Here is a 26336-nt window from a genome sequence, read left to right on the forward strand (position 1 = left end):
CACAAAAAACTGCTCAAAAATTTGGTTATGTCTTAGGAATCGGGAAAACGACAAGGGTCTATATGCCACGATGAGAGGTGGGCGTATAGACCCTTCATCGTGTCTTGATACCTGTTGGGTGGATGATATGGGTGTGTGGGCAGTGGTTTTGAAATCCTAACTTTTCCCGAAACTTTTCTCCCGTTTTCTTTGCACTTTCAAAATAAAAGCTTATCTTTGCAACCAACAAGAAGTAGAACTTTAAAATGAATAAGTATGGCTTTAAAAATTAAAACTCGTGAAGAAGCAATTGCTGTATTACGAGATATGGTTAGACGTAAAAAAGAAATGGAAGCAAAGGCTCAAATAGACTTTGCTAAAGCCCGAGAGGAGGCTGCAGACTGTTATGCATGCCTTTAACTTAACTCGCCTCAATTTTCATTCTCCTTATAAGGTCTGGATAGATAATGGATCATATAAGTTCTTAACAGATTATGGTGTTCAGTATCGAATAGAATTTGTAGAAAACAATAATATTTGGGAGGATGAAAAAGCGTATGAATTCGGCATTCTCAATGAAAACAAGAAGAATTCTCCTAACGATTCTAAAGTTAAAGCAACTATACAATGTATTATAGAGGAATTCTTTCTTACGAATCCCGATATACTTCTATATCAATGTGAAACGGGTGATAGCAGACAGGCTATGCGAGCTCGCCTTTTTACCAGATGGTTTAACGAATTCGATAAACGAGATCGTTTTTGTGTCAAGGTTTCTATTCTTAGGGATGAAGAAGTTGACAATTACATAGCCATTATAGTTCAAAAGAGTAATCCTAAGTTGAATGACATTCTTCGAGATTTTGATGAGTTTATCGGTTTCTTTGATACAAAGCCCGAATAATATAGTAAATCTGCAATTAACTTGGTTGACAAGGGTCTATATGCCACGATGAACAGGTGGCGTATAGACCCTTGATTATATGGAGATATTCATAATCTACCTGGCATCAAACCAAAGTAGTCATTTTCAGAAAATCTCGCAGATGAATGTGTTTAATGCCATCAATATTGGTTTGACTGTAAAGCCTATCCATAGAAATTACGTATTTGGGATGACTGTCTTTTATCAATTTCAAATTGCCGAATTCACGCTCTACCGTTTCCTCAGAAGCCAGCAGATAGGTAACTTGCACATACGCCACACTATCCGCTTTCTCGGCAACAAAATCAATCTCAGCCTTATACATCTGACCAACATATACTTTATACCCCATCCTGCACAAATGGATATATACAGCGTTTTCCATCACCTTTTCGATATCAAAACGCCTGTTGCCACCTATAATATGATTCCTGATTCCCAGGTCTTCGAAATAGAACTTGTCGCCTAACTCGAAAAGTCGCTTGCCATGAATGTCGTATCTGTTAACTCGATCGATAATAAAAGCATTGCTTAAATACTCCAAATACGTGAGAATCATCTTGGCAGACGTTTCGGTGTTCTGGCTTTTCAGAAATTTTACAATACTCGTTGCTGAGAATTGTTTACCGATATTATCGCTCACAAACTTCAGCAGCGTTCGCAACAATGGTATGTTTCTGATGTTTTCTCGCTCTATGATATCACGAAGTACTATCGTATTATACACATTATCAAGATAATCTTCTACCAAATCCGTATTTTCCAATCCTAAACTGCGCAACTGAGGGAGCCCGCCATACTGCAGATACAGGTTCAAGGAAGCATCATCATTCCACGTCCAAACATGCGTTCGATACGATTGGAATACCCGAGTCTTTCTAATATTTTTTGTTTCATACGAGTAAAACTTTTCGCAAAGATACTCTTTTTGTTTCGCATAAGTAACAAAAACGATAGATTTTTTGTTTTTATTACTTATAATTAACAGGTTTGGTACACATTGCGCCTCACGGGAAACGACAAGGGTCTATATGCCACGATGAACGGGTGGCGTATAGACCCTTGATTATTTGGTGATAGTCGTAATCTACATTTTCGCTATTATATTTTTATGATATGGTGGATGGCATACAGACGGTAACAATGCCGTTTGCAGCCCTTTTGGGATATGATACGGATGCCGAAAGAGTCGGAATTTTGTGTTTTATGTTGTTTTCTTCACGAATAATTTGGTAGTTACAAAAAAGCGGTGTATCTTTGCAGCAGAATGCTGCACTTGGCTATTTGAAAACAAGTTTTCATTGCGTTTGTTTGCATAGCCAATGAATCAAATAACAAAAATTCTGCTTATGGGAAAGATAGTAGATAAAACAGAGACTAAGATAGTTACGCTTGATGGGGTTGAGATTATCAAGCAGGTAACAAAGGTACTTATGCCTAATGGTAAGTACCGATATCCTACAGTGTATTTTACGGTTAACGATGATGTTAAGGCTCTGACAACAGAACAATTAGACAAAATCCGCATCCCTGTCTATAAACAGTTAATTTGAAATTAATATGGAAGAAAGTGAAGGTTATCCATTCGTCTTTCAAATGATAGATAGGGATAGTGCTGATGAATGGCTGATTGAAACTTTGCAATATAGATTCAAGTCTGCTAAATCTCATCATTCTTATATTGTAAGAGTTGAACGTTATCAGGAACATGCTTATTGTGTGAAGTTCTTTGATAAGGCGAATATGAATAGTAAATTGAAATTTAGTCTTCGGACTAACACTTTTGAGCCAAGAATTATTTTCTATACATTGTTCCATATTATGCTTGATGTATTGAAAAGAGATAGCAAAGCCTCATTCTTCTTTGTTGGTGCAGAAGATGAAAATGATGAATTAGGAATGGCGACAAGACGATTTCGTGTATATAAGAAATTCACTACGTCTGTGGTATCTGAAAGATTATTCAAGCATTATGCAATAGAAAATGAGTCTTTGTATATTCTGATTAATAAGAACAGTTGTTCTGATTGTGATGATTTAGCCAAAAGAATTACTGTTGCAGTAAAAAAACTATTCTCTCGTCATTAAAACATAATTAGGTTTATAGTATATATCTGATTACGGGAAAGCAACAAGGGTCTATACACCTCGACAAAAGGGTGTATAGACCCTTGATTATTTGGTGATAGTCGTAATCTACATCTCCGCTTTCAGCAGCTTTATCTCCTCTGCCGTCAGCCCCGTCATATCCATGACCGATGCATCAGATCTTTTTTCTCCCTGCCCACGCAAGAATTTTTCCGTGGGCAGGGAAAAATAAAAGTGGGTACAGGGAGGGATAAAACATATTATATAGACATATCCATAACAAAGTAGTAAATTTACCGCTTTATTAGACCTTAATAAAGCGCTTCGTTATAGTTTGCTACTTTAATGGGGCTATCATGCCCCCAAAAAGTATCAGAATTCAACGGTTCTACTTCCGTCTTCTTCTGTGTGAATATGTACTCTTGTCACATCTTCTGGTAGAAGGTCTTCTATCAGTTCTGGCCATTCCAGAAAACATAAGTTTCCTCCATAGAAGTAATCCTCATATCCCATATCATAGACCTCGTCTATCTTTTTGATACGATAGAAGTCAAAGTGATAGATTGGGTCGCCATTCCCTGCGGTATATTCGTTGACAATGGCAAATGTAGGAGATGTGATGACATCATCTACTCCCAATTCTTCACAGATAGCTTTGATAAATGTGGTCTTACCAGTACCCATCTTTCCGTAAAAGGCAAAGACTTTACCATCACCCATGTTGGCCAGAAATTCCTTGGCTGCAGCATGGATGTTTTCTAATGAATCAATTTTGATTTTCATATTTTGTTTCCTTTTCTTGTTTTCTTTTTCTAACGTCTTCTTGGTGTCAATGTAATGAGTGGTATCAGCATCTCTTCCATAGATATGCCTCCATGCTGGAATGTGTCCTTGTAGTAGGATACATAGTAGTTGTAGTTGTTGGGGTAGGCAAAGAAGGCATCACCATACGCAAATACATAAGTTGTGCTCAGATTCGGAGCGGGCAATTGTGCTTTATGTGGCTCCTTGATTGTGAACACTTCCTTGGCATTGTAGGCAAGATTCTTGCCTAACTTATAGCGCAGGTTGGTGTTGGTATTACGGTCTCCTATTATCTTGATAGGTTTTGAAGCCCTAATACTTCCATGGTCGGTGGTGATGATGACCTTGAATTCGTCTTGCGATAAACGTTTGAATAGTTCTGCAAGAACTGAATGTCTCAGCCAACTCTGTGTAATGCTGCGATAGGCAGATTCGTTGTTTGCCAATTCTCTCACCATTTTAGATTCTGTACGTGCATGTGAGAGCATGTCAATAAAGTTTACGACCAGTACATTGAGGTCGTTATTCTTGCATTCATTGTATTTATCCAGAAATCTGTCGGCTCCTGCAGAATCATTTATCTTGTGATAACTGAATGTGTAGTGCTTTCTGAATCTTTCCAACTGGGTTTGGATGAGAGGCTCTTCGTTGAGGTTTTTGCCTTCCTCCTGATCTTCATCTACCCATAGGTCAGGAAACATTTCTGCTATTTTGTTTGGCATCAGACCGCTGAATATTGCATTGCGTGCATACTGGGTGGCTGTTGGCAAAATACTCATATACATGTCTTCCTCGATATCGAATAGTTCTCCAATATCTTGTCCCAACATTTTCCATTGGTCATATCTGAAGTTGTCGATAACTATGAGGAATATCTTTTCACCCTGATCCAGTTTTGGAAAAACCTTGGTTTTGAAGATGTCTGGACTCATGACGGGCTTACCTTCTATCGTCTTGCCGATATTCTTGGGATTTACCCATTCCAAATAGTTCTTGGTGATGTATTTGGCAAATCCGATGTTGGCTTCTTCTTTCTGCATGGTAAGCAGTTCTGTCATTGAACTCTCGGTGTCGCTCAGTTCAAGTTCCCATTTTACCAGTCTCTTATATACTTCTACCCAATCCTGTACTGTCCGGCAATCCATGATTTGCATGGCGATTTGCTGGTAGTCTTGCTGATAACCGCTTTGGGTTACTTCTGTGACTATATCTTTGCGATGTATGTTCTTCTTGAGAGAGAGCAATATCTGGCTGGGGTTGACCGGTTTGATGAGATAGTCTGCGATTTTTGAACCGATAGCCTGGTCCATGATGTTCTCTTCCTCGCTCTTGGTACACATGACTACAGGGGTAGCTGGTTGGATTTCCTTGATTTGCTGAAGAGTTTCCAATCCGCTAAGTCCTGGCATCATTTCATCTAAGAGAATCAGGTCGAAGGTCTGCTGTCTGCACTGGTCGATAGCATCCGGACCATTGCTCACAGTTATAACTTCATATCCCTTTTTCTCCAGAAATATGATATGCGCCTTGAGAAGTTCTATCTCGTCATCTACCCAAAGTAATAAACCGTTACTCATGTTTTTATTTTTTAGGCGCTAAAGTACAAAGAATAATTGAATACTGGCAGAAGAATGCTATTAAAGTATGTTAATGTTAAGGAAAGTTTTTATTCGTATGATTCTTTTGGATATTCGTATGTTTCCTCTACTTTTATATAATAATTAGGTGAAGATTCCGTTCTTTATCCAAGAATCAGTTTATTAATCCAATTATTCATCAAATAAAAAAATAAGAAGAAATCAAGAAACAATGCTCAAAATTGTATTGATAATGCTTTGCGGAATAGGTACAGGTTATCTGCTCCGTAATAAGAAAATGAGTTTTTTAGGTCGCATCATCACGGCGTTGATATGGATACTCTTGTTCCTGCTTGGTATTGAAGTTGGCTCCAATCCTCGTATCATAGGAGGTATTCAGACCTTAGGTCTCGAAGCCGTGGTTCTTACTTTTGGTGGTAGTGCGGGCAGTGTGCTTTTTGCATGGGCATTGTGGAAGTATGTTACTGCTAAACAGATGAAGTCTTCTGGTTCCGCTGATACGGAGAAGGGAGGTAAGGCATGAAAGGTAGCTTGATTATAGTTGGTTTCTTTGTCTTAGGTATCATCGCTGGATTGTGTGATGTAGTTCCTGCCAGTTTTTTAGATAGTGATGTGAGTTATATTGCGCTCTGTTGCCTGATGTTCTGTGTGGGTGTCAGCATCGGTTGTGATACTTCTATTTTGAAGAGTTTCAAGAAGGTGAATCCTCGTTTGATGATGCTTCCGGTGATGACTATTTTGGGTACTTTAGCAGGGTGTGCAGCCGTATCTCTGGTATTAGGTCACCGTCAGCTTACCGACTGTTTGGCTATCGGTTCAGGATTCGGTTATTATTCCCTTTCAAGTATTTTTATTACTGAATATCGTGGTGCCGAACTTGGAACCATCGCTCTTCTTGCTAATATTAGCCGTGAAATTCTGACGCTCTTAGCCGCTCCGTTGCTGGCGAGATATTTCGGTAAGTTGGCACCTATCAGCGTAGGTGGCGCCACCACAATGGATACTACGTTGCCTATTATTACCCGCGTGTCGGGAGAGAACTTCATCATCGTTTCCATCTTTCATGGTTTCTGTGTTGATTTTTCAGTACCATTCCTGGTTACATTTTTCTGCTCTCTATAATCAGTTCTGTAATTTATCAGGAATGATTTAAAAATACAAATGGCAGACTTCTCCAGCTATTTATTCTGGGAAAGTCTGCCATATTGTTTCTTTAAAAACCATCGAAATCAAAATATTCGTCTTCTAAGTCAAATTTGTCATCTTTGTCTTTCTTCTCCTCTTTGGATTTCTGGTTCTTATTTTCTTGCTTCTGAGTGTTTTCTGTGTCATCATCGAAATAGAAGATATCTTCATTCTCCTCAAGAGGTTCTTTCTTTTGGATTTCCTTCTTTGGAGTCTCCTTCTTTATGGTCTCTTGCTTTGGAGTTTCCTTCGTTGGAGTCTCCTGTTTTGGCTCTTCTACTTTAGGATCAACTACAATCATCTCATCCTCATTTCTTTCAACTTCAGTTTCTTTTTCAGAATTATTTTTCTTTGGAGTCTCTGTGTTGATGTCCTCTTTGATTTCAATGCCGTTATTATTTCCGGTTTGAGTATTCTCCTCTTTGATTTCTATAGACTCATTGCTGATGCTTGGTGCAACATCTTCCTTGATTTCTAATGAGTTGTCTATATCATTCTTGTCGTCAAGTATCTCTTCATCACCGGCTTCAGTCTCTTCTATTTTCTTCTTCTCTGTCACGATTTCTGTAGGCTCCGTTAAGAGAGGTGCGGCATTCTGTTTCAACTTGAGTGAAGCGAAGTGTTTCTGATAGAACTTCTCGTATTCATTATATGTGAACTGTGTGCCTAAGAGTTCGAGATTTTGTTCGCTGATGAGGATAGCTCGAGCCTTGTTGAGATGGCGGATGATAGCAGTCTGCTCCGACAGCGCATGTGCATATTGCCATGCTTCATCGTAACTTCTGAATCCTGACATAATCATTCTGTGCAGCCCATCTTGCTCCTCGATATTCATGTCGAAATTGCGCACAAGGTAATGGGTAAAGTTGTATTTAGCCATTTCAAAGAGCACCTGGTTCTCATTCACAGAGTCTGGCTGGTAAACAAGCATGAATACAAAGTTGGCATTGCGTTCATTGGTGAATGCTTTCTGTTGGGTGGAATCCTGGTCATTGAGTACAACACTTCTTCTGTTCCATACATCTTCCAAGTCAAACTTTCCACCATGCAGTCGTTTTCCCGCATTGACTCCATTGACTATCATACCCGCTATTTCGCTGATACGGCTATTCGGATATTTCTCTACCACTTCCTGCATATCCTTGATGCAGGCATTGGCGTCACCATCGTTGAGCTTGCTTAATCCACCGATAAACAAGAATTTATCCCTGTTTTCTCCCAGTGGGAAACGCTCGGCAGATATGCGTGCATTGGCCTTAGCCTCTTGGTATCTGTTTGCCTTGAATGCCTCGTAGGTTGCCGCATAAAGAGAGTCTTCTATATGAACACCAAACTGGGCATTTTCTTTGTAGTATGGATCTGTAAGCAATGTTGTCCATTGGCTTTCAGGATATTTCTCCTTCAGTTTCTGTACATAACGTTCTGCCTCTACCGGCATTTCCTTTCGGGAATATAACAGATAGAGGTGGTAATATACATCGTCCATGTGCTCAAAGTCATCAGCATAGTTGTCTTCCAATCTTCTGAGTGCTTTTTCGCTCAAGGAAAGATTATCCAACTTATCCTTGAAGATAACGCCGGAATTCAACAGTCCATCCTCTAACAGCTTGTTGCTGGCTTCTATTTGTTCTTCTGTAAAAGGAATCTGAGCCAGATAATATTCTCGCTTATGTGGATCGTTTTGTGCACTGTCTGTAATCTGTTTCAGAGAATCTTCCTTGATGGCTACATTGGCAAGAGAATCTCTTACTTCGTCTGTCATCTCTTCAGCACCTTGTGGCGCACTGACCACCGTCTTGTTGATGCGTTGCCAGTTATCTACATTTTCTCGTTTGCCCCATAGGCGTTGGAATTGGGTCTTACCCTGACTTACGGCTATAGGGTTGTAGAAATACCAGAGTCCTTTCTGTCCGATATTTCCTGTTGATGTATTGTTGTTCTTGTTCGAATTGTGGTTTCTGTAGGCATTTCCACCGTTTTTTGCTTGTTGACGGTTGCTTTCTTCTTCTGCCAGTTTATTCTTTTCTTCTTTTTCTTTCTTCTTGAGCGCATCTATTACGCGGTCGATGGCTGCATTTCTTTCTTTTTCGCTCATCTTGGCAAGAGCCTGGAGAGAGTCCTGCAGGTGGACAGCTTCTGTATGAGGAACTAATTCATCAAGTATTTTAGAACGTTCTGCAAGAATCTTATAGTCTTTACGGTCTTTATCAAGCAAGCCGATGGCTTCTCCGTAACAGCGTTGGGCATCACTGTATTTTTCCATACCCCAGTACAAGTCGCCTAAATGAAGCAAGAGCACACCTTTCTCAATACCACTGCGTGTCGCCTTGGCATTTCCTTTTTCGTAAGCAGAGATGGCTTGGACGGTATCTTTCTCGTTGAGATAGATGTTACCTATTGCGTAGTATATCTGGTCCAGGTATTCCTTGTTGTTGTCTGATGCAGCCATACGTTTCAGACGGCTGATCATCTGTTTGGCATTTCCTCTGGCCATCACCTCTGTCATGGAGATACGGGCGTTGAATTCCAGTTCGTATGGAGGATTGAGACGTGTGACATGCTTGAAGGCTTTGTAGGCCTCCTGTTTTTTGCCAGTGGCAGCAAGCAACTGTCCTAAGAGGAACCATTCGCGCGCCTTTTGCTTGCGTCGCATCTCGTGCTTGATTACTTTGCGGAGATAGGGAATAGCCTGTTCGAAGTCTCCTGTATGGATATAGTAATCAGCGTATGTATAGTCCCATTCTTTCTGGGCACGCCAGTGAATGCTGTCTCTTTGCATTTTACGGATTACGTCCTCTGCATCATACTGCCATCCTTGTTCGATATAACATTTAGCCAGCCAGGCCCTTGCTCTGCCGTAGATGGCTGGTTGGGTGGAGTAGAGGCGGCTCATATAGGAGAAAGTGGTTGCAGCACTTTCGAAATCGCCTTTGAAAAATTGGGAACGTCCCATCAGCAACCATGCTTTCCATAAGAACGGATTGTATTCCTTACGGCTCAACCATTCAATATCTTTTTCAGTTTTGCGACGGTTTTTGTTCCATTCCGGACGTTTCTTGATACTGTGTTGATGAATCGCTTTCTCACACTTGGTGATGGCTTTCTCATAATTGCCTTTTCCCAGTTCGCGGCTGTTTTTATTGCTTACGGTATAGAGAGGAATCATCTCCGTGAAGTTGTCCTTATTGCCGTTCTCTTTTTCCAATGAACCGTCAATATAGGCTAACGTACCATTATAATAGGTGTTATAACGGGCGTTGAAGGAATGCCACCAGCGGCTCTTCGCTGTATTCTTCTGCGTAGAGCAACTGCCAATACCAATTAGAAGTATAATTGATAATAGGGGAATGATATGTCGGAGATAATTTTGTTTCACTCTTGTATGATTTTAGAATGTTGTCTGCTGATTATCACTTTTTCTCAAGTGACAGCTTGTCTTTATTATACAACTTGTTTTGTAGGGCTTTTATTGTCTTACTGAGCATAAAAACCATGATACTGACAAAAATAATCGTGGCTCCTGATGGAACATTCAGCACATAACTGGCATAGAGTCCGATGATACAGTCTATCCATCCCAGGATGATGCTGGCAAAAATCATCTGCTTATAATTATAGGTGAACAGGTTGGCTGTCATCTGCGGAATTGTCAGCAAACTGATAGCCAGTACGATGCCCACCATTTTCAATGAAGCAACAATCGTCATGGCAATGAGTGTCATCATCAGATATTCTATCGCCGCTACCGGCAAGTGCTGCGAGCGTGCAAAGGTGCTGTCGAAAGCTACACTCTGAATCGGACGGAGGAAACAGGTGAATACGGCGATGGTGATACATGTCAGGATGCCCAATAGCCATAAGTCAGAACCTTCTATCGTCAGGATGCTGCCAAAGAGAAAAGAAGGAAGGTCTGGCATGAAGCCGGGCGTGAGAAAGCAGCAGATAATTCCTACGCTCATTCCCAAGGTCCAGAACATGGCGATGGCAGAATCTTTCCTGACATCTTTTCTGGATGACATCCATTGAACGCCAAATCCGCTCAATATGGCAAAGATCATGGCTGCCAGAATCGGATTGGTACCAGTGAATACGCCAATTCCTATTCCGCCAAATGATGCGTGGGTAATACCCCCGCTGATAAATACCAATCGGCGGGTTACGATATAAGTGCCTATGATTCCACACAGGATGCTTGTAAGGAAGGCGCCCAAGAGGGCATTCTGAAAAAATGTATATTGTAGAATGTTCATTTCCTATAAAATATTCTTTTTCAATCCTCGCTTAAAAAACTGATGACTTCATCTTTCAACTGGTCTGGCAAGTTGATGCCTCTGAGGATGAGGCTTCTGTTCCAGCCAGCCACTTCCTCTGGCTTCATTGTATATAAGACTTCAGCGAATTGTTCAACTTCTTCTTCGGAATAATCATCTGCCGCACGTCCTTTATACGTGTCTAATTCTTCGTCATCATAATATTCTATCTCTTTGGTTGCAGCTTCCATCATGCACTCCTGCTCGCATTTCGTGTTTTCTCCATTACAGGTGTTACACGAAACGCCTTCTTTTAGGGGCTCTTCTTCTCCTTTCCGTTGGGTGAAAAGTCCTATTAGTGCGCTTGCCAGTCCTAAGACAACCAATGCAATAATCAGGTAAATCATTCGATATCTTTTATTGTGATTATTATACCTCGCTGATCTCAAATCCTACTTTTTTCAGGTCTTCCCAGAAATGTGGATAGGATTTGCTTACCACTTCTGGATTGTTGATTTCCAGATAAGGTAACTTGAAGGCAACTGGTGCGAAGGACATGGCCATGCGATGATCCTCATAGGTATCTATGGCTTCGTAGGTTGGTTCGCAGGTTTCGCCATCCCAGATGAGTGTATTGTTGTTCTCGTCTTGAATCACATAGCCTACTTTTCGCAACTCTTTCTTGAGTGCTTCGATGCGGTCGGTTTCCTTGATTTTCAAGCTGGCAAGACCGGTAAACTTGAATTTGATTCCCATCAGACAGCAGCAAACTACAAATGTCTGGGCAAGGTCTGGTGAACCGGTAAAGTCATAATCCAATCGTGGAAGCAGACATCTGTGGGCTTTCAACGTAACGGTTGTCGGTGCGCTGGTATGTATGTTTGCCTTGTCATCTCTATCCTCTGGATTTTGAATGTTCTCAAACTCGGTCTTGACACCCAGAAGGCTGAAGATGTATTTGACGACAGAGTCACCTTGCTTGGAACCATCCATGAGGCCCTCTAATCTGATTTCAGAATCGATATTTCCGTTCAATGCCATCATTTCATACCAATAGGAAGATGCGCTCCAGTCGTTTTCGATCAGATACTTTCTTTCTTGGTATGGCTGAGGTTTTACGACAATTGTGTCCACGTCTGTCCATTCTGCTGAGGCTCCAAATTCGCACATGGTCCACAGGGTGAGGTCGATGTAGGGTCTTGATGCAATTTCTCCTGTAAGTTTGAGTTCCAATCCGTTTTTGAGAATCGGACCGATGAGCAGAAGAGCTGATATGTATTGTGAACTGATGCTTCCTACAACCTCCAGATGACCTCCTTCGAGTGCATGACCTTTGATGCGGAGTGGGGGATAGCCTTCTTTTTCTACATATTCGATGTCGGCGCCTAAATAGCGGAGTGCATCCACCAGAACACCGATAGGACGATTCTTCATCCTTTCTGTTCCTGTAATCGTATGTTCTCCTTCAGTAGCACTGAGGTAGGCTGTCATAAATCTCATGGCAGTACCGGCAGCCTTGATGTCTATCACCTCAGGCATGTTTCTCAAGGCATTGATGATCACTTCTGTATCATCACAATCGCTCAGATTGCATGGCTGAATCTTACCGCCCGTCATGGCATGGATGATGAGGGCTCGATTGCTGATGCTTTTACTGGAGGGCAAGTTGATGGTGGCGTTGAGTGCCTTAGGTGCTTTTATCTTGTATTTCATCTTATTTTTTATTATTTCTGAAATGATGGTGAATCCCATCCTTTATTTTTTGTTAGTACTATGTATTTCTTTTCTGAAAGAAGCTCTTTCCACAGGAATAGCCTTTTCTATAGCCAGACAGATTGGCAAGTCGATATCTTCGTCATTGTCCTGACTTCTTGTACCGTAATTGTCGTTTTTAATCTTTTTCGGACCAGGAATCAGCGGACTGTAATAAAGAACCTGTCTCATGCGGTATTTCTGCTCAGGTGTGAATCTGAAGCTCAAACTTACGGCATAGTCCATGAAATTGTCAGAATCCCATTCCTCTCCCGAATCATTGGAGCGTTTGATGAGTTCTTTCATCACAAGGTCATTACCCGCCTGCTTATGCTGTTCAATATATGAAATCAGCCATCTGTCGTAGGCAGGTTTGTTATAGCTCTTGGTGTCTGTGCAGTAGTCTGTGTCTGTGCAACTTTCATTAGGTTCGCTTCCTGTGTCTGTATCTTTCTCAGCAAACACATGCTTGAGACCTAAATAATGTCCCAGTTCATGAGCCAGTGTGACATTGATGTCCCCAGAATCATAGGTGTATTCTTTGTATCCGTGATCTGCGGCAGTATATCTGGATGACTCTTGGTTGATATAGGAACTGTTGATGGATACGCAGTATTCAAAAGACAAACTGTTCTTATTGATGGCACCTCTTGCGTCCTTCAAACCATCTATTGCGGGATAGCCGTTTTGCTTATAAGGTAGGTTGCTGATGCCAAGCGTTATGCTGTTGTCTTTTGTTTTCTTGAAGTTATACACCATGACGTTGATGTATTCATTCGGGTTCCATATAATCTTATTTTTCTTTTTGGTTTGATTCATGAAACTGTTGCAATCAATAGGATATTCCCCCGAATATTTGATATATTCCACTCCTGGGGTCTTCAGCTTTTTGCCAGATTCATCGTAGAGGGCCAGCTCAAACTGCACATGTATGTTCTCACTTGGCATATCTGCCCCCTCACCAAAGTTATATAATTTCCCTGCATAGAGGTCATTGACATTTTGCAGTATTGTTTTCAGACGGTCGTAAGATACATATTGATTCCTTTTATTGTTTTCATCTACGGCATTTTCATCCTGATACAGTACATGAAAGATTACAGGGAGATGATAGATATAATCGTCTCCTATAATTTCATCACTGTCATGGTCTTGTTCATTGTCTGAATAGAATGGGTCTGGTTCTGACTCTTTACAAGATGAGAAAGTCAGAGCTACCAGAGCAAAGATGATAGATATGTAATACTTCATGCGCATACCTTATTAATATAATAAACCAACTGCAAAAGTACAAAAAATAATCTTTATTCAGTTATAAAATCATTAAAAAGTCCATCTTTTTATTGATAATATGGAAAATAACCTTCTTATTTTGTGTTTTTCCTGATGAACAAACGTATCAAAATCATAGAAAGTTCTACTTTTTGCCTGTTTTTGGTGATAAAATACACCAAAATGTTTGTTATTTTGGTGGTTACCTTTCAAAAGTATATCTTTGATGATATATATTTACAAAATTATACTAACATCAGTAAGTCTGCATTTTTTTATAGATTATAAATGTTATTGGGTCTTAACAATATGTTAGTGAATCGCTGAAAAATTACCATTTTGTAGATTTTAGACTTTACAAAATGTTAGGAATTTATGTTGTAAGTTACAGTTTTGCTGTTTTAAAGCTAAAATTGATTTAAATCAAAAGTAGGTGAAAAAATATAATAAAATTGCGTTAATAAAATATACAACTTATCGTTTTTTTGCCTATCTTTGCATCAGAAAAAGAAAGTAAAACCTAAAAACGTAAAGATATGAAAAGAATAATATTACTCTCTATGATGGTGATGCTGACCATTGCAAGCTTTGGTCGCAAGCACATCGAAAAGGCTACTGTTGTTGCAGATACCATTTTCTATGCTGAAAATATGAGCAACGTAGCAAATGCTAATCAGGCAAGTTACTACAGACTCCTTATGACCACCGGTTCTGGCATCAATAAGAAGGATGTTTTCAAGGATTACTATATGAATGGTAATTTGAGAGCTGAAGGTGGATATAGCTTCATCGATTTAGGAAATGATAGAAATACTGTCTTCAATGGTGAGGTGACCACTTACTATAAGAATGGTAAGGAAAAATGGCACGGCAAGTATGTAAATGGCAAGCGTGAAGGTTACTTTACACTGCAGCTTCGCGAAGGTGGTGTGGCAGTTGTACAGTTCAAGAACGGTAAATCTGTTCACAATTACTTCACTGTAACTCAAAAGGATGGCACAATTGAAAAGAAACCTCTCTCTGAGATTCGTGCTTTCATGTAATATTCGATAAAATCTCTCTTATATAAATTAAAATTTTATGTTGATATGACCAAAAAGGGTTATCGTCCGTGAGGATGGTAACCCTTTATATTTTTGGTATAATCTTGTATGATATGATTCTTGTATTAAATGTCCAGATCAAGTTCTACCGGACAATGATCGCTTCCCATGATGTCTGTGTGTATCTTGGCGTCAGCGATGTTTGTCTGAAGCCTGTCTGATACGAGGAAATAATCAATACGCCAACCGGCGTTCTTTTCTCTTGCCTTAAATCTGTATGACCACCAGGAGTAGGTAACCTGCTCAGGATATTTGTATCGGAATGTGTCTGTGAAACCGTCATTCAGCAATTCGGTCATCTTTTCTCTTTCCTCATCCGTAAAGCCTGCGTTTTTACGGTTGCCTTTCGGATTCTTAATATCTATTTCTTCATGTGCCACGTTCATGTCACCACACACGATAACTGGTTTCTTGGCATCTAAGTTCTTGAGAAATTTACGGAAGTCTGCTTCCCATGTCATACGATAGTCCAGGCGGCGCAGTTCCGTTTGGGAGTTAGGAGTATAAACTGTGATGAGGTAGAATTTCTCATATTCCAGTGTGATAACTCTTCCTTCATGGTCGTGCTCTTCCACTCCCATACCATAGCTTACGCTTAATGGTTGATGCTTGGTATAGATAGCAGTTCCTGAATATCCTTTTTTCTCAGCATAGTTCCAGTAGCTGTTGTATCCTTCAAACGTCAGGTCGAGCTGACCTTCTTGCATCTTGGTTTCCTGCAGGCAGAAAAAATCTGCATCCAATTCTTTGAACTGGTTTTCAAAGTCTTTACCTACGCATGCTCGCAAGCCATTGACATTCCATGATATAAACTTTAACATATTACTTAGTGTTTAATGTTTAGTGCTTAATGTTTGGTGCCCATAAGTAAACACGAAACATTAAGCACTATATATTAGATTCTTTTGCTTTCTCCGCGGAGCAGGTTCATGAACTCCTGTCGTGTATTGAGAGAATTGAATACACCGCTATAATCACTTGTAGTAGTGATGGAGTTCTGTTTTTCCACACCTCTCATCTGCATACACATGTGTTTGGCTTCAATGACCACCATGACACCTTGTGGATTGAGAGTCTCCTGTATGCAGTCCTTGATTTGCTGGGTAAGTCTCTCTTGTACCTGAAGTCGGTGGCTATAGATATCCACTACACGTGCAATCTTGCTCAATCCGGTAATTTTGCCATTTGGGATATAAGCCACATGTACTTTTCCATAGAATGGAAGAATATGATGTTCGCACATAGAGAAGAAATCAATATCTTTGACGATGACCATTTGGTTGTATGTTTCCTCAAAGAGTGCATCAGTCAATACTTTACGGGGATCCTGACTGTATCCGCGGGTTAATATCTGCATAGCCTTAGCTACGCGCATAGGAGTTTTCAAAAGACCTTCTCTTTCAGGATCTTCACCAAGCAGGTTGAGGATTTCTTTGTAATGTGCTGCGAGTTCATCCAAGCCCTCGCGAAATTCTGTTTCTGGATTCATTTTCTAATATTGAACGGTTATTTTTCCCTTGACAAGACAAGCTTGTCGGTAGCCCATAGCTCGGATTTTAGCTAACATCTTCTTAGCTTCTTCTAAAGAGCGGAAGTTACCGATTCTGCATATCCAGCGAGGTGAATAAAAGTGTACATATACAGGCTGGTCTGGAAATCTCATCTTGATGGCATTTCCTGTCTGTTCTGCCTTGAGACGGTCGTTGCGTGAGTTGCCGCCAGCAAAAGCCTGTACTCTATATCCTGTAACCTTGTAGCTGCCACGCATCACTTTCTTGCGCATGTCCACTATAGGTGTCTCTTTTTCTTCTTTTTCTGTGTTTGTCTTTCTGTTCGGACTTTCGTGTGAAACTGTCTTTTCATTGCCAGCTTCGTGGTGCTCTGCCTTTTTTACAGAGTCTGGGAGTGTTTTCTTCTGATTCTCAGAAGTTTTCTTCTGGTTGTCAGGAGTATTGTGTTTTGTTGGGGTTGTAGTTGGGATAGTTTTGTCGTCTTGTGGGATCTTTTTCCCATTGATTAATTCGTCTATAGCCTTGCTTTGGGTCACAGTGACAGTACCTAATCCTGGTGTCTTCTTTTGCAAGTGCTCCAGATAGGTCTGACCATTACTCGAAACAGTGATTCCGAGCATGATAGTAAAAAGTAGGACGAATTGTTTCATAACTTTCTTTTATCGTTTTGTTTATATGTCTAAAATGAAGGAACCATGCCTGTCCCTTTTGGGGGAGGTACAGGCATGGTTATGTGAAAGCAATTACTTCTTCCAAGCGTCGATGATACCCTTGAAATCAGCAGCCTTCAAAGAAGCACCACCGATCAAGCCACCGTCGATGTTTGGCTTAGCGAAAAGCTCAGGAGCATTGCTTGCCTTGCAGCTACCACCGTAGAGGATAGATGTCTCCTCAGCAGCCTCATTGCCATACTTCTCAGCTACGATAGAGCGGATGTATGCCAACATTTCCTCAGCCTGGTCAGAAGTAGCAGTCTTACCTGTACCGATAGCCCAGATTGGCTCGTAAGCAAGGATGATGTTCTTCCAAGCGTCAGCGCTCAAGTGGAATACAGAACCTTCCAACTCTGCCTTAACAACCTCGTTCTGCTTCTCTGCCTCACGCTCCTCGAGAGTCTCACCGCAGCAGAAGATAACCTTCAAACCGTTAGCCAAAGCCAACTCTACCTTCTCCTTCAGGATCTCTGCTGTCTCGCCATAGTACTGACGACGCTCTGAGTGACCGAGGATAACATACTGAGCACCTGTGCTCTTTACCATCTCAGCTGAAACCTCACCAGTGAAAGCACCCTTAGCCTTGTCAGCGCAGTTCTCAGCACCGAGACCTACTACCTCAGAATTCAATACCTGAGCTACAGAAGCCAAGTGGATGAATGGAGTGCAGATTACAACATCACAGTTTGGTTTTTCTGCTACCAATGCCTCGTTGATTTCCTTTGCGAGAGCAACACCGTCTTGCAGGTTCATGTTCATTTTCCAGTTACCTGCTACAATTTTCTTTCTCATTTTCTTTTTCTTTTTAAAAGTTGATAATATTTTATTTGTATCTTCTTTTTCTCTTAACCAGGTTGACCATGCCCATAGGCGGTCTGCAATGGTGAGCAATACCAGTGGCAGTAGGAACCAGAGTACGGTTTGCAGAATTTTCCTTGCCATTCCTTCTGCTGGCAATTTGCCGTATTCGCTCTTTTCCAAAGGTTTGGCGAGCAAATCTTCTGCTGGTAATTCATTATGGCTCCATTTCTGGATGATGGTACCGTTGTGTAGCAGCATCAGTCCCGGATTACTCCTGATCATTGTCTTGAGTGTAGTGGCATCTGTGGTGTAGAATGGGTATTCTGCTCCCGTGATGTTTTGCCACTTGGCGATTTCCTTTTCTGTACTTGCTGTCAGACAGATGAATCGGTAGCCGTGGTCTTCTGCATATTCGTAGATCTGGTCTATCGTACCAAAGTTCGAATCGTCTGCCATAGCCAGGTTGGGCGAGATGAGCAGGAAGGAGTATCCCTTGTCATGGAGAACTTCCTGTGTGATGTCTTCCCCGTTTTTAGTATCTTCTATGCTGAAATCATGGATAGGAGGTACGTAACCTTCTTCGGTTTGTATGGTCTTGGAATCGATAAACTTCCATGTGGAGTCCGGATAGTTATCAATGGTAAATTCTTTCTGTTCGCCATTCTTCTCCAAGATAAAGGTTGTTTCAAACTGTGGCTGCTTGGCACCTTCTGGTATTTCCATGCCTTTCTCGATGTTTGCACCAATGTGGTATGGGCGGAAATCAAAGAGCGGCAAACTCCAGAGACTCCAGGTACTTAGGGTCACAGAAAAGAGTATGGTATAATTAATGACTATCCACTGTGTCGGCTTGGAGATAAACCTGACCATCTGCAGTGGGAATCTCCAGAGTAAGATGGAGATTGCCAAGAGTATGATGTTCTTACCTAAGGTTTCAAAATTGGTCAATTTAATAGCGTCGCCGAAACAACCGCAGTCCTTGACAGGATTTGCGATGGCTATCCACGTAGTGATGAGTGTCATCACCACCATGAATAAAAGTGAAATTTTGGTAGTGAGACGCCTGCGTATGGCAAATAATAAGAAAATGCCAATAGAAAACTCCAATGTGGAAAGAGCAACAGAAGCGGTCAGCGTCATCCAGTCTGGTACGATACCAGATAAACCAAGCGGTTGGAGATAGTCCGTAATCTTATATTGAGTGCCCAATGGGTCTATGGCCTTCACATATCCTGAGAAAATGAAGGTCACTGCAACAATCAATCTTCCTAAGTTGACTGTCAACTTCTTGATAAGATTACTGATACTCACTCTTTATACCTATTTTTATATTGATGATTTATTCTTTTTCCTGCTCTTTCAGTTTGATAGCACCGAAAACGGAATAGTTGATGATGTCCATATAATTGGCATCGATACCTTCTGAAACTAAAGTTGCACCATGAATATCTTCGATTTCTTTCACGCGTTGTATCTTGGTGAGAATAAAATCAGTATAGCTGCTTACTCTCATAGATCGCCACGCTTCGTCATAGTCGTGATTCTTCTTCAGCATCAATTCCAAAGCTTCCTTGGCATGCTGGTCATAGAGCTCCATTGCTTCATCGGCTGTCATATCCACCTCATCTACAAACCCTTTTTCCAATTGTATGATTCCTACAATACCATAATTGATAAGTGCGATGAACTCCGGGCGAATACCTTCACCTACCAAGGATTCTTTCTTGATTTCAAGCGAGCGGATGCGTTTCGCCTTGATGTATAGTTGGTCGGTAAGGGAAGATGGGCGCAAGATTCTCCAAGAAGCTCCATAATCATGCAACTTCTTTTGGAAAAGGGTGCGACACTCTACCATTACGTCCTTAAACTGCTGTTCTGTTTTTGATAATTCTGCCATATTATTTTCGAAAATCGCTGCAAATTTACGCATTTATTATGAAATAGCCAAATAATTATTTTGTATTTTACATAATTTGCAGTAACTTTGAATAAGTTACGCTGCATCTTAACAATAAAAACAAAAAAAATCTTTTTTTATTTTGTATTGTCTTCAATTTGCAGTAACTTTGCACCCCGAAAAGAAAAAATAATGAGAAATTTATCCAATGCCGAACTGGCGCAAATATTAGACAAAGATATATTCCATAAGATTTCTGATGCAGCGGATTCGTTGCATCTGGAGTGTTATGTGGTAGGTGGTTATGTACGTGATCTCTTTCTGGAGCGTCCTTCCAACGATATTGATGTCGTAGTGGTGGGAAGTGGTATCCAGGTTGCTTCTGAATTGAAAAAGATGCTTGGCAAAAAGGCGCATCTTTCTGTGTTCCGTAATTTTGGTACTGCACAGGTGAAGTATAAAGATACAGAGGTGGAGTTCGTGGGAGCCCGTAAAGAAAGCTATCAGCGTGATTCTCGTAAACCGATTGTGGAGGACGGAACATTAGAGGATGATCAGAATAGGCGTGATTTTACCATCAATGCCATGGCTGTTTGTCTGAATAAAGAAAGATTTGGCGAACTGGTAGATCCTTTTGATGGTGTATATGATATGGAAGATGGCATCATTGCTACACCACTGGATCCAGATATTACTTTTTCCGACGATCCGCTTCGTATGATGCGTTGCGTCCGTTTTGCTACCCAGCTTAATTTTCAGATAGAGCCGGAAACTTATGAGGCTTTGAAGCGAAATGCCGACCGTCTGAAGATTATCAGCGGCGAACGCATTGCTGATGAATTGAATAAGATTATGCTCGCTAAGCATCCAAGTTCCGGTTTCTATTATTTGAAGGATACGGGGTTGCTCGAATTGATTATTCCTGAACTGTGTGCACTTGATAAGGTGGAAACCCGCAACGGGCGTGCTCATAAAAACAACTATGATCATACAATGGAGGTTCTGGAGAATGTCTGCAAACATTCTGATAATCTCTGGCTTCGCTGGGCTGCTCTGCTGCATGATATAGGAAAACCTAAGAGTAAGCGTTGGGACAACAGTATTGGTTGGACTTTCCATAACCATAATAATATAGGAGCTAAGATGATTCCTTCTATGTTCCGCAGGATGAAGTTGCCTATGGATGCCAAGATGAAATACGTGCAGAAACTCGTAGAACTCCACATGCGTCCTATCGTGATAGCTGATGAGGAGGTGACAGACAGTGCTGTACGTCGCCTGATGAATGATGCTGGAGATGATATCGATGATCTGATGACGCTCTGTGAAGCTGATATTACCAGCAAGAACCATGTACGTAAGCAGAGATTCCTCGATAATTTCAAAATGGTGCGTGAGAAACTTGTTGATCTGAAGGAAAGAGACTACAAACGTTTGCTCCAGCCATGTATCGATGGTAACGAAATCATGGAGATTTTCCATCTGAATCCTTGCCGTGAGGTAGGACTTCTCAAACAGGCTTTGAAAGATGCGGTACTTGATAATAAGGTGCAGAACGAGCGGGAACCTTTGATGGAATTGCTCATGAAAAAGGCTGCTGATATGGGGTTGAATGTATAAAAGATATGGGTTTATATATAAAAATAATAGGCTTGTACAGATAAAAAGCAAAATAGTCCTTACGAATAATCGGTGGGGACTTTTTTGTTTAATTTATAAGAAAACTATAAATACTGAATAATTTTTGTTAAAAAGATAGGTGGTAAGTGACAAGTTTGCCATATTATTAGTAATTTTGCACAGTCAAAACTTAAAGGAATCTTAGAGTTTCCCAAAAAGACTACGTCATTCAGGATGTTTTGGCGGAGGTAGTGAGGCATGTGAGCCTTGCTTTTTATATTTAAAGGTAATAATCATTATAATAATATAAATAGGTATGAAAATTAAAAACGTTTTGTTCGTTGCAGCAGTTTGTGTTCTTGCTGCGTTGACGTCATGTGGTGGAAGTAAGAAGGGCGGTCTGCCTAACTTCGGCGACGATGAGTTCGCTGTGGCTACTATCGGTACTTCCAGTGCAGCATTGCAGACTACCTATCCTGCTACCATCAAGGGTATTCAGGATGTAGAGGTGCGTCCTAAGGTTTCTGGCTTCATTACAAAGGTTTTTGTACATGAGGGTCAGACAGTATCTGCAGGTCAGGCTTTGTTCTCTATTGATAGCGAGACTTATCAGGCTGCAGTTCGTTCAGCTGCTGCCGCAGTCAATACTGCTAAGGCACAGGCTAACACAGCTAAATTGACTTACCAGAACAACAAGAAGTTGTATGATAGCAAGATTATCGGTGAATATGAACTTTCTACTGCTGCCAATAGCTATGCAACCGCTAAGGCTCAGGTAGCTCAGGCAGAGGCTGCTCTGGCTTCAGCTCGCGAGCAGTTGGCTTGGTGTACCGTTACCAGCCCTTCTGCAGGTGTTGTAGGTAGCCTTCCTTTCAAGGTGGGTGCTTTGGTTAGCGCTTCTGGCCAGGCTTTGACTACCGTTTCCAATATCAGCACTATGGAGGTGTTCTTCTCACTCTCTGAGTCTCAGATCTTGAGCATGTCTAAGACCAGTGGTAGTGTTCAGGCAGCCATTGCTGCGTTCCCAGCTGTTAAGCTGCAGTTGGCAGACGGTTCTATCTATAATCACCCGGGTAAGGTGGTTAAGATGAGTGGTGTCATCGATGCTACTTCCGGTTCTATCTCTCTCATCGCTCACTTCGCTAACCCAGAGAAGTTGCTGAAGAGTGGTGGTGCAGGTTCTATCGTGGTTCCTAACGATCATAACAGCGCTATCGTTATCCCTCAGGAGGCTTGCTCTCAGGTTCAGGATAAGATCTTCGTTTACATCGTAACCAAGGATAACAAGGTGAAGTATTCTGAGATCAAGGTAAATCCACAGGATGATGGCAAGAACTATATCGTAACTGCAGGTCTTCATGTAGGCGATCGTATTGTTTTGAAGGGTATTACCAAGTTGACCGATGGTCAGCAGATCAAGCCTATCACTCTGGAGCGCTACAATCAGAAGATTGCTGAGGCTGCCAAGTTGGCTGAGTCTCAGGATAACGCTCATGCCTTCGCTACTGCTATGGGCGGAAAGAAGTAATATATAATAAGGTATAAAGAAAAATAGTAAATTATGTCATTTACAAACTTTATAAAACGCCCGGTACTTTCGACGGTGGTTTCCATCTTCTTCGTCTTGCTGGGTATTATCGGCTTGGTATCGCTGCCTATCGAGCAGTATCCGAATATCGCGCCGCCTACCATCGAGGTACATGCTACCTATACGGGTGCAGATGCCCAGACGGTGTTGAACTCAGTCGTTGCTCCGCTGGAGGAAAGTATCAACGGTGTGGAGAACATGACTTACATGACCTCTTCTGCGTCTAGCTCTGGTATGGAAATCACCGTTTACTTCAAGCAGGGGTCTGACCCTGATATGGCTGCGGTGAATGTACAGAACCGTGTGTCTCAGGCACAGTCTCTGTTGCCTGCTGAGGTTACCAAGGTGGGTGTCACCGTTACCAAACGTCAGAGTTCCAACGTTATCATGTTTGCTCTGACCACAGACGATGGCCGTTACGACGACCAGTTTGTTACCAACTACGCCCTGATCAACGTCATTCCTCAGTTGAAGCGTATCAATGGTGTGGGTGATGTGCAGAGCCCTTCTACCCGTAACTACTCTATGCGTATCTGGTTGAAGCCAGAGAAGATGAAGGAGTTCGGACTGGTTCCTTCTGATGTTTCTCAGGCTTTGGCAGAGCAGAATATCGAGGCTGCCCCTGGTAGCTTTGGTGAAAGCTCTGATATGCAGTATGAATATACCTTGCGCTACAAGGGTCGTTTGAAGACTCCAATGGAGTATGAGAACATCCTTATCAAGAGCAATACTTCCGGTCAGACTCTCCGTCTGGGCGAAGTTGCCAAGATTGAGTTGGGTGGTTTGCAGTATAACGTAAACCTGCTCAATGATGGTCAGCCTGCCGTGCTGGGTATGGTTCAGCAGATTGCCGGTTCCAACGCTACCCAGATTGCCAGCGACGTAAAGAAATCGCTTGATGAACTGGAGAAGAGTTATCCTCCAGGGTTGAAGAATGTCATCCTGATGGATGTTACCGAGTTCTTGTTCGCATCTATCGAGGAGGTTATCTTCACCTTGATCATCACCCTGGTACTGGTGTTCATCGTAGTGTATATCTTCTTGCAGGACTTCCGTTCTACGCTGATTCCTATGATTGCCGTGCCTGTGGCTTTGATCGGTACGTTCCTCTTTCTCTGGATCTTCGGATTCTCCATCAACCTGCTTACGCTGTCCGCCCTTCTGCTGGCGATTGCGATTGTGGTCGATGATGCCATCGTGGTGGTCGAGGCGGTTCACGCCAAGCTCGATCAGGGTTACAAGAGTGCTTTGACAGCAGCTATCGATGCGATGAACGAAATTTCCAGCGCCATTATCTCTATTACATTGGTGATGTCTGCCGTGTTCGTTCCTGTATCATTCATCGGTGGTACTTCCGGTTACTTCTACCGTGAGTTCGGTGTAACCATGGCTGTATCTATCGTTATTTCGGCTATCAATGCGTTGACCTTGTCTCCTGCACTTTGTGCCGTATTGCTGAAGCCTCACGAGGAGGGTCACGAGAAGAAGATGTCTTTCATCGACCGATTCCACGCTGGATTCAACTATCAGTTTGATAAGATTACCAATAAGTATAAGGGTGGTGTCAAGTGGGTTATCAACCACGGTGTCATCGCTGGTAGCCTCGTGGCTGTCAGTATCGTAGGCTTGGTTGCCCTGATGGGTACTACCAAGACGGGTCTGGTGCCTGATGAGGATACCGGTACTATCTTCGCTTGTATCTCTACAGCTCCAGGTACTTCTCAGGAACGTACTTCCGAGGTGGTTAAGCAGGTAGATAAGATGTTGGCCAACAACCCAGCCATCGCAACCCGTAACGCCATCATGGGTTATAGCTTTATCGGTGGTGCCGGTTCTAACCAGGGTACCATCATCGTAAAGCTGAAGCCATTCGAGGAGCGTCCGGGTGGATTCTTCCACCGTATCAAGGAGGCTTGTACAGGTGGCGGTATTGAGGCATTGTTTGTCAACCCTATGGAATATACTTCTGTTTTGGGTATGATCTACAAGCAGACTGCTGCCATCAAGGATGCACAGGTTCTTGCCTTCGCTCCACCTATGATTTCCGGTTTCTCTGTACAGAATGGTATCACCATGACTATGCAGGATAAGACTGGTGGTGACTTGAACAAGTTCTATGATAATGTGAAGAAGTTCCTGTCTGAGTTGAACAAGCGCCCTGAGATTCAGACCGCTCAGACTCAGTACAACCCTAACTATCCTCAGTATATGGTGGATGTAGATGTTGCCAAGACCAAGCAGGCTGGTATCTCTCCATCAACAGTATTGTCTGTAATGCAGGGTTATCTCGGTGGTCTCTACGCATCTAACTTCAATGCCTACGGTAAGCTCTACCGTGTGATGATTCAGGCTGGTCCTGAGAGTCGTATGCGTCCAGACGATCTGAGCAAGATTTATGTACGTTGTGCAGATGGTACCATGTCTCCAGTAAGCGAGTTCGTGAACTTGAAGAAGGTTTATGGTCCGTCTAACATCACACGATTCAACCTGTTTACCTCTATGGATGTATCTGTAACGCCTAACAGCGGTTACTCTACCGGTGACGGTATGAAGGCGATTGCTGAGGTTGCCAAGGAGACATTGCCAGAAGGCTACGGCTATGAGTACTCAGGTTTGACCCGTTCTGAGGCTGAGTCCAGCAACTCTACAGGTTTGATCTTCGCACTCTGTATCGTATTCGTTTACCTCATCTTGAGTGCCCAGTACGAGAGTTACATCTTGCCATTGTCTGTAGTATTGTCTATCCCATTCGGTTTGGCAGGTGCGTTCATCTTCACCAACCTCTTCGGTCACTCTAACGATATCTACATGCAGATTTCGTTGATTATGTTGATCGGTCTGTTGGCTAAGAATGCCATCCTTATCGTACAGTTCGCCCTCGAGCGTCGTCGTACGGGTATGGCTATCAAGTACTCAGCTATCCTGGGTGCCGGTGCCCGTCTCCGTCCTATCCTGATGACCTCTCTGGCGATGGTTATCGGTCTGTTGCCTCTGATGTTCGCATCAGGTGTAGGTAAGAATGGTAACCAGACCCTGGGTGCTGCCGCAGTAGGTGGTATGTTGATTGGTACTATCTGTCAGATCTTCGTGGTTCCTGCTCTCTTCGCAGTCTTCCAGTGGTTGCAGGAGAAGTTGACCCCAATGAAGTTCGAGGACGAGATGAACGAGGAAGTAGCTGCCGAATTGGAGCAGTATGCCAACGCCGCTCACGAAATGAAGGGTATCGAGAAGAAGTAATAACGCAATGTAA

Annotated in this window: 23 protein-coding genes; 10 read left to right on the forward strand and 13 right to left on the reverse strand. The window is 42.1% G+C overall.

All coding sequences use genetic code 11. From position 1 onward, the window contains the following. The first annotated feature begins 255 nt into the window (after window positions 1-255). Window positions 256-399: a hypothetical protein gene (locus tag DW917_RS17180; protein ID WP_153082491.1), complete on the forward strand. Its 144-nt coding sequence runs from the start codon at window positions 256-258 to the stop codon at window positions 397-399. Next, window positions 386-883, forward strand: a complete 498-nt coding sequence (locus DW917_RS05470; protein ID WP_118117046.1) for a DUF6169 family protein — start codon at window positions 386-388, stop codon at window positions 881-883. Before DW917_RS17180 ends, DW917_RS05470 begins: the two co-directional genes overlap by 14 nt. Window positions 884-989: 106 nt before the next feature. Here DW917_RS05470 and DW917_RS05475 read toward each other — a convergent pair whose 3' ends face one another. Beyond that, window positions 990-1655: an ATP-binding protein gene (locus tag DW917_RS05475; protein ID WP_158570071.1), complete on the reverse strand. Its 666-nt coding sequence runs from the start codon at window positions 1653-1655 to the stop codon at window positions 990-992. 598 nt (window positions 1656-2253) lie between these two features. Here DW917_RS05475 and DW917_RS05480 point away from each other — a divergent pair. Beyond that, window positions 2254-2457: a hypothetical protein gene (locus tag DW917_RS05480; RefSeq protein ID WP_118064236.1), complete on the forward strand. Its 204-nt coding sequence runs from the start codon at window positions 2254-2256 to the stop codon at window positions 2455-2457. 7 nt (window positions 2458-2464) lie between these two features. Then, window positions 2465-2992 carry a hypothetical protein gene (locus tag DW917_RS05485; protein ID WP_118117049.1) on the forward strand — a complete coding sequence of 176 codons (528 nt, stop codon included), beginning with the start codon at window positions 2465-2467 and terminating at the stop codon, window positions 2990-2992. Window positions 2993-3364: 372 nt separating this feature from the next. Here DW917_RS05485 and tsaE read toward each other — a convergent pair whose 3' ends face one another. Both tsaE and DW917_RS05495 read right to left on the reverse strand, forming a co-directional pair. Beyond that, window positions 3365-3775 carry a tRNA (adenosine(37)-N6)-threonylcarbamoyltransferase complex ATPase subunit type 1 TsaE gene (tsaE, locus tag DW917_RS05490; protein ID WP_118117050.1) on the reverse strand — a complete coding sequence of 137 codons (411 nt, stop codon included), beginning with the start codon at window positions 3773-3775 and terminating at the stop codon, window positions 3365-3367. A gap of 29 nt (window positions 3776-3804) precedes the next feature. Next, window positions 3805-5373, reverse strand: a complete 1569-nt coding sequence (locus DW917_RS05495; protein ID WP_118117051.1) for a bifunctional response regulator/alkaline phosphatase family protein — start codon at window positions 5371-5373, stop codon at window positions 3805-3807. Window positions 5374-5605: 232 nt separating this feature from the next. On the opposite strand from DW917_RS05495, the gene DW917_RS05500 reads away from it, so the two are divergent. Both DW917_RS05500 and DW917_RS05505 read left to right on the forward strand, forming a co-directional pair. Continuing rightward, entirely contained in the window at window positions 5606-5917 is a 312-nt protein-coding gene (locus DW917_RS05500) for a LysO family transporter (RefSeq protein WP_118117052.1), read from the forward strand. Further along, complete coding sequence (locus DW917_RS05505) at window positions 5914-6516, forward strand: lysine exporter LysO family protein (protein WP_118117053.1); 603 nt, start codon at window positions 5914-5916, stop codon at window positions 6514-6516. Before DW917_RS05500 ends, DW917_RS05505 begins: the two co-directional genes overlap by 4 nt. Before the next feature lie 91 nt (window positions 6517-6607). Here the strand turns inward: DW917_RS05505 and DW917_RS05510 are convergent, their stop codons facing one another. Genes DW917_RS05510 through DW917_RS05530 form a run of 5 tightly spaced genes read right to left on the reverse strand, consistent with a single transcriptional unit; the run spans window position 6608 to window position 13832 of the window. Then, window positions 6608-9955: a tetratricopeptide repeat protein gene (locus DW917_RS05510; protein ID WP_118117054.1), complete on the reverse strand. Its 3348-nt coding sequence runs from the start codon at window positions 9953-9955 to the stop codon at window positions 6608-6610. Window positions 9956-9989: 34 nt separating this feature from the next. Continuing rightward, window positions 9990-10829, reverse strand: a complete 840-nt coding sequence (locus DW917_RS05515; protein WP_022109865.1) for a metal ABC transporter permease — start codon at window positions 10827-10829, stop codon at window positions 9990-9992. 20 nt (window positions 10830-10849) lie between these two features. After that, window positions 10850-11236: a hypothetical protein gene (locus DW917_RS05520; protein WP_022109864.1), complete on the reverse strand. Its 387-nt coding sequence runs from the start codon at window positions 11234-11236 to the stop codon at window positions 10850-10852. A gap of 22 nt (window positions 11237-11258) precedes the next feature. Beyond that, window positions 11259-12542 (reverse strand): 3-phosphoshikimate 1-carboxyvinyltransferase, encoded by a 1284-nt coding sequence (locus DW917_RS05525; protein ID WP_118117055.1) that lies wholly within the window; start codon window positions 12540-12542, stop codon window positions 11259-11261. A gap of 42 nt (window positions 12543-12584) precedes the next feature. Continuing rightward, window positions 12585-13832, reverse strand: a complete 1248-nt coding sequence (locus tag DW917_RS05530) for a zinc-dependent metalloproteinase lipoprotein (protein ID WP_118117094.1) — start codon at window positions 13830-13832, stop codon at window positions 12585-12587. Window positions 13833-14389: 557 nt separating this feature from the next. Here DW917_RS05530 and DW917_RS05535 point away from each other — a divergent pair. Further along, a complete protein-coding gene (locus DW917_RS05535; RefSeq protein ID WP_118117056.1) occupies window positions 14390-14896 on the forward strand; it encodes a toxin-antitoxin system YwqK family antitoxin in 507 nt (168 codons plus the stop codon). 125 nt (window positions 14897-15021) lie between these two features. Here the strand turns inward: DW917_RS05535 and DW917_RS05540 are convergent, their stop codons facing one another. The 5 genes from DW917_RS05540 to DW917_RS05560 form a co-directional block, all read right to left on the reverse strand. Then, entirely contained in the window at window positions 15022-15777 is a 756-nt protein-coding gene (locus DW917_RS05540) for an exodeoxyribonuclease III (RefSeq protein ID WP_118117057.1), read from the reverse strand. A 74-nt stretch (window positions 15778-15851) separates the two neighbouring features. Then, entirely contained in the window at window positions 15852-16445 is a 594-nt protein-coding gene (gene folE / locus DW917_RS05545; RefSeq protein ID WP_118117058.1) for a GTP cyclohydrolase I FolE, read from the reverse strand. Between the two features lie 3 nt (window positions 16446-16448). After that, window positions 16449-17117, reverse strand: coding sequence for an SPOR domain-containing protein (locus DW917_RS05550; protein WP_118117059.1), 669 nt, complete (start codon window positions 17115-17117; stop codon window positions 16449-16451). Window positions 17118-17210: 93 nt separating this feature from the next. Beyond that, window positions 17211-19274, reverse strand: a complete 2064-nt coding sequence (locus DW917_RS05555; RefSeq protein ID WP_118117095.1) for a BT_3928 family protein — start codon at window positions 19272-19274, stop codon at window positions 17211-17213. A gap of 46 nt (window positions 19275-19320) precedes the next feature. Further along, window positions 19321-19878, reverse strand: coding sequence for a DUF1599 domain-containing protein (locus DW917_RS05560; RefSeq protein ID WP_118117060.1), 558 nt, complete (start codon window positions 19876-19878; stop codon window positions 19321-19323). 192 nt (window positions 19879-20070) lie between these two features. On the opposite strand from DW917_RS05560, the gene DW917_RS05565 reads away from it, so the two are divergent. The 3 genes from DW917_RS05565 to DW917_RS05575 all read left to right on the forward strand — a co-directional run bounded on the left by DW917_RS05565 (window position 20071) and on the right by DW917_RS05575 (window position 26323). Beyond that, complete coding sequence (locus DW917_RS05565; protein WP_118117061.1) at window positions 20071-21498, forward strand: CCA tRNA nucleotidyltransferase; 1428 nt, start codon at window positions 20071-20073, stop codon at window positions 21496-21498. A gap of 316 nt (window positions 21499-21814) precedes the next feature. Then, on the forward strand, window positions 21815-23026 hold the full coding sequence (locus DW917_RS05570) for an efflux RND transporter periplasmic adaptor subunit (protein ID WP_118117062.1): 1212 nt from the start codon (window positions 21815-21817) through the stop codon (window positions 23024-23026). Window positions 23027-23059: 33 nt separating this feature from the next. Beyond that, a complete protein-coding gene (locus tag DW917_RS05575) occupies window positions 23060-26323 on the forward strand; it encodes an efflux RND transporter permease subunit (protein ID WP_118117063.1) in 3264 nt (1087 codons plus the stop codon). Window positions 26324-26336: the final 13 nt, after the last annotated feature.

It is taken from the genome of Prevotella sp. AM42-24, from assembly GCF_003461825.1.
Classification (GTDB): Bacteria; Bacteroidota; Bacteroidia; order Bacteroidales; family Bacteroidaceae; genus Prevotella; species Prevotella hominis.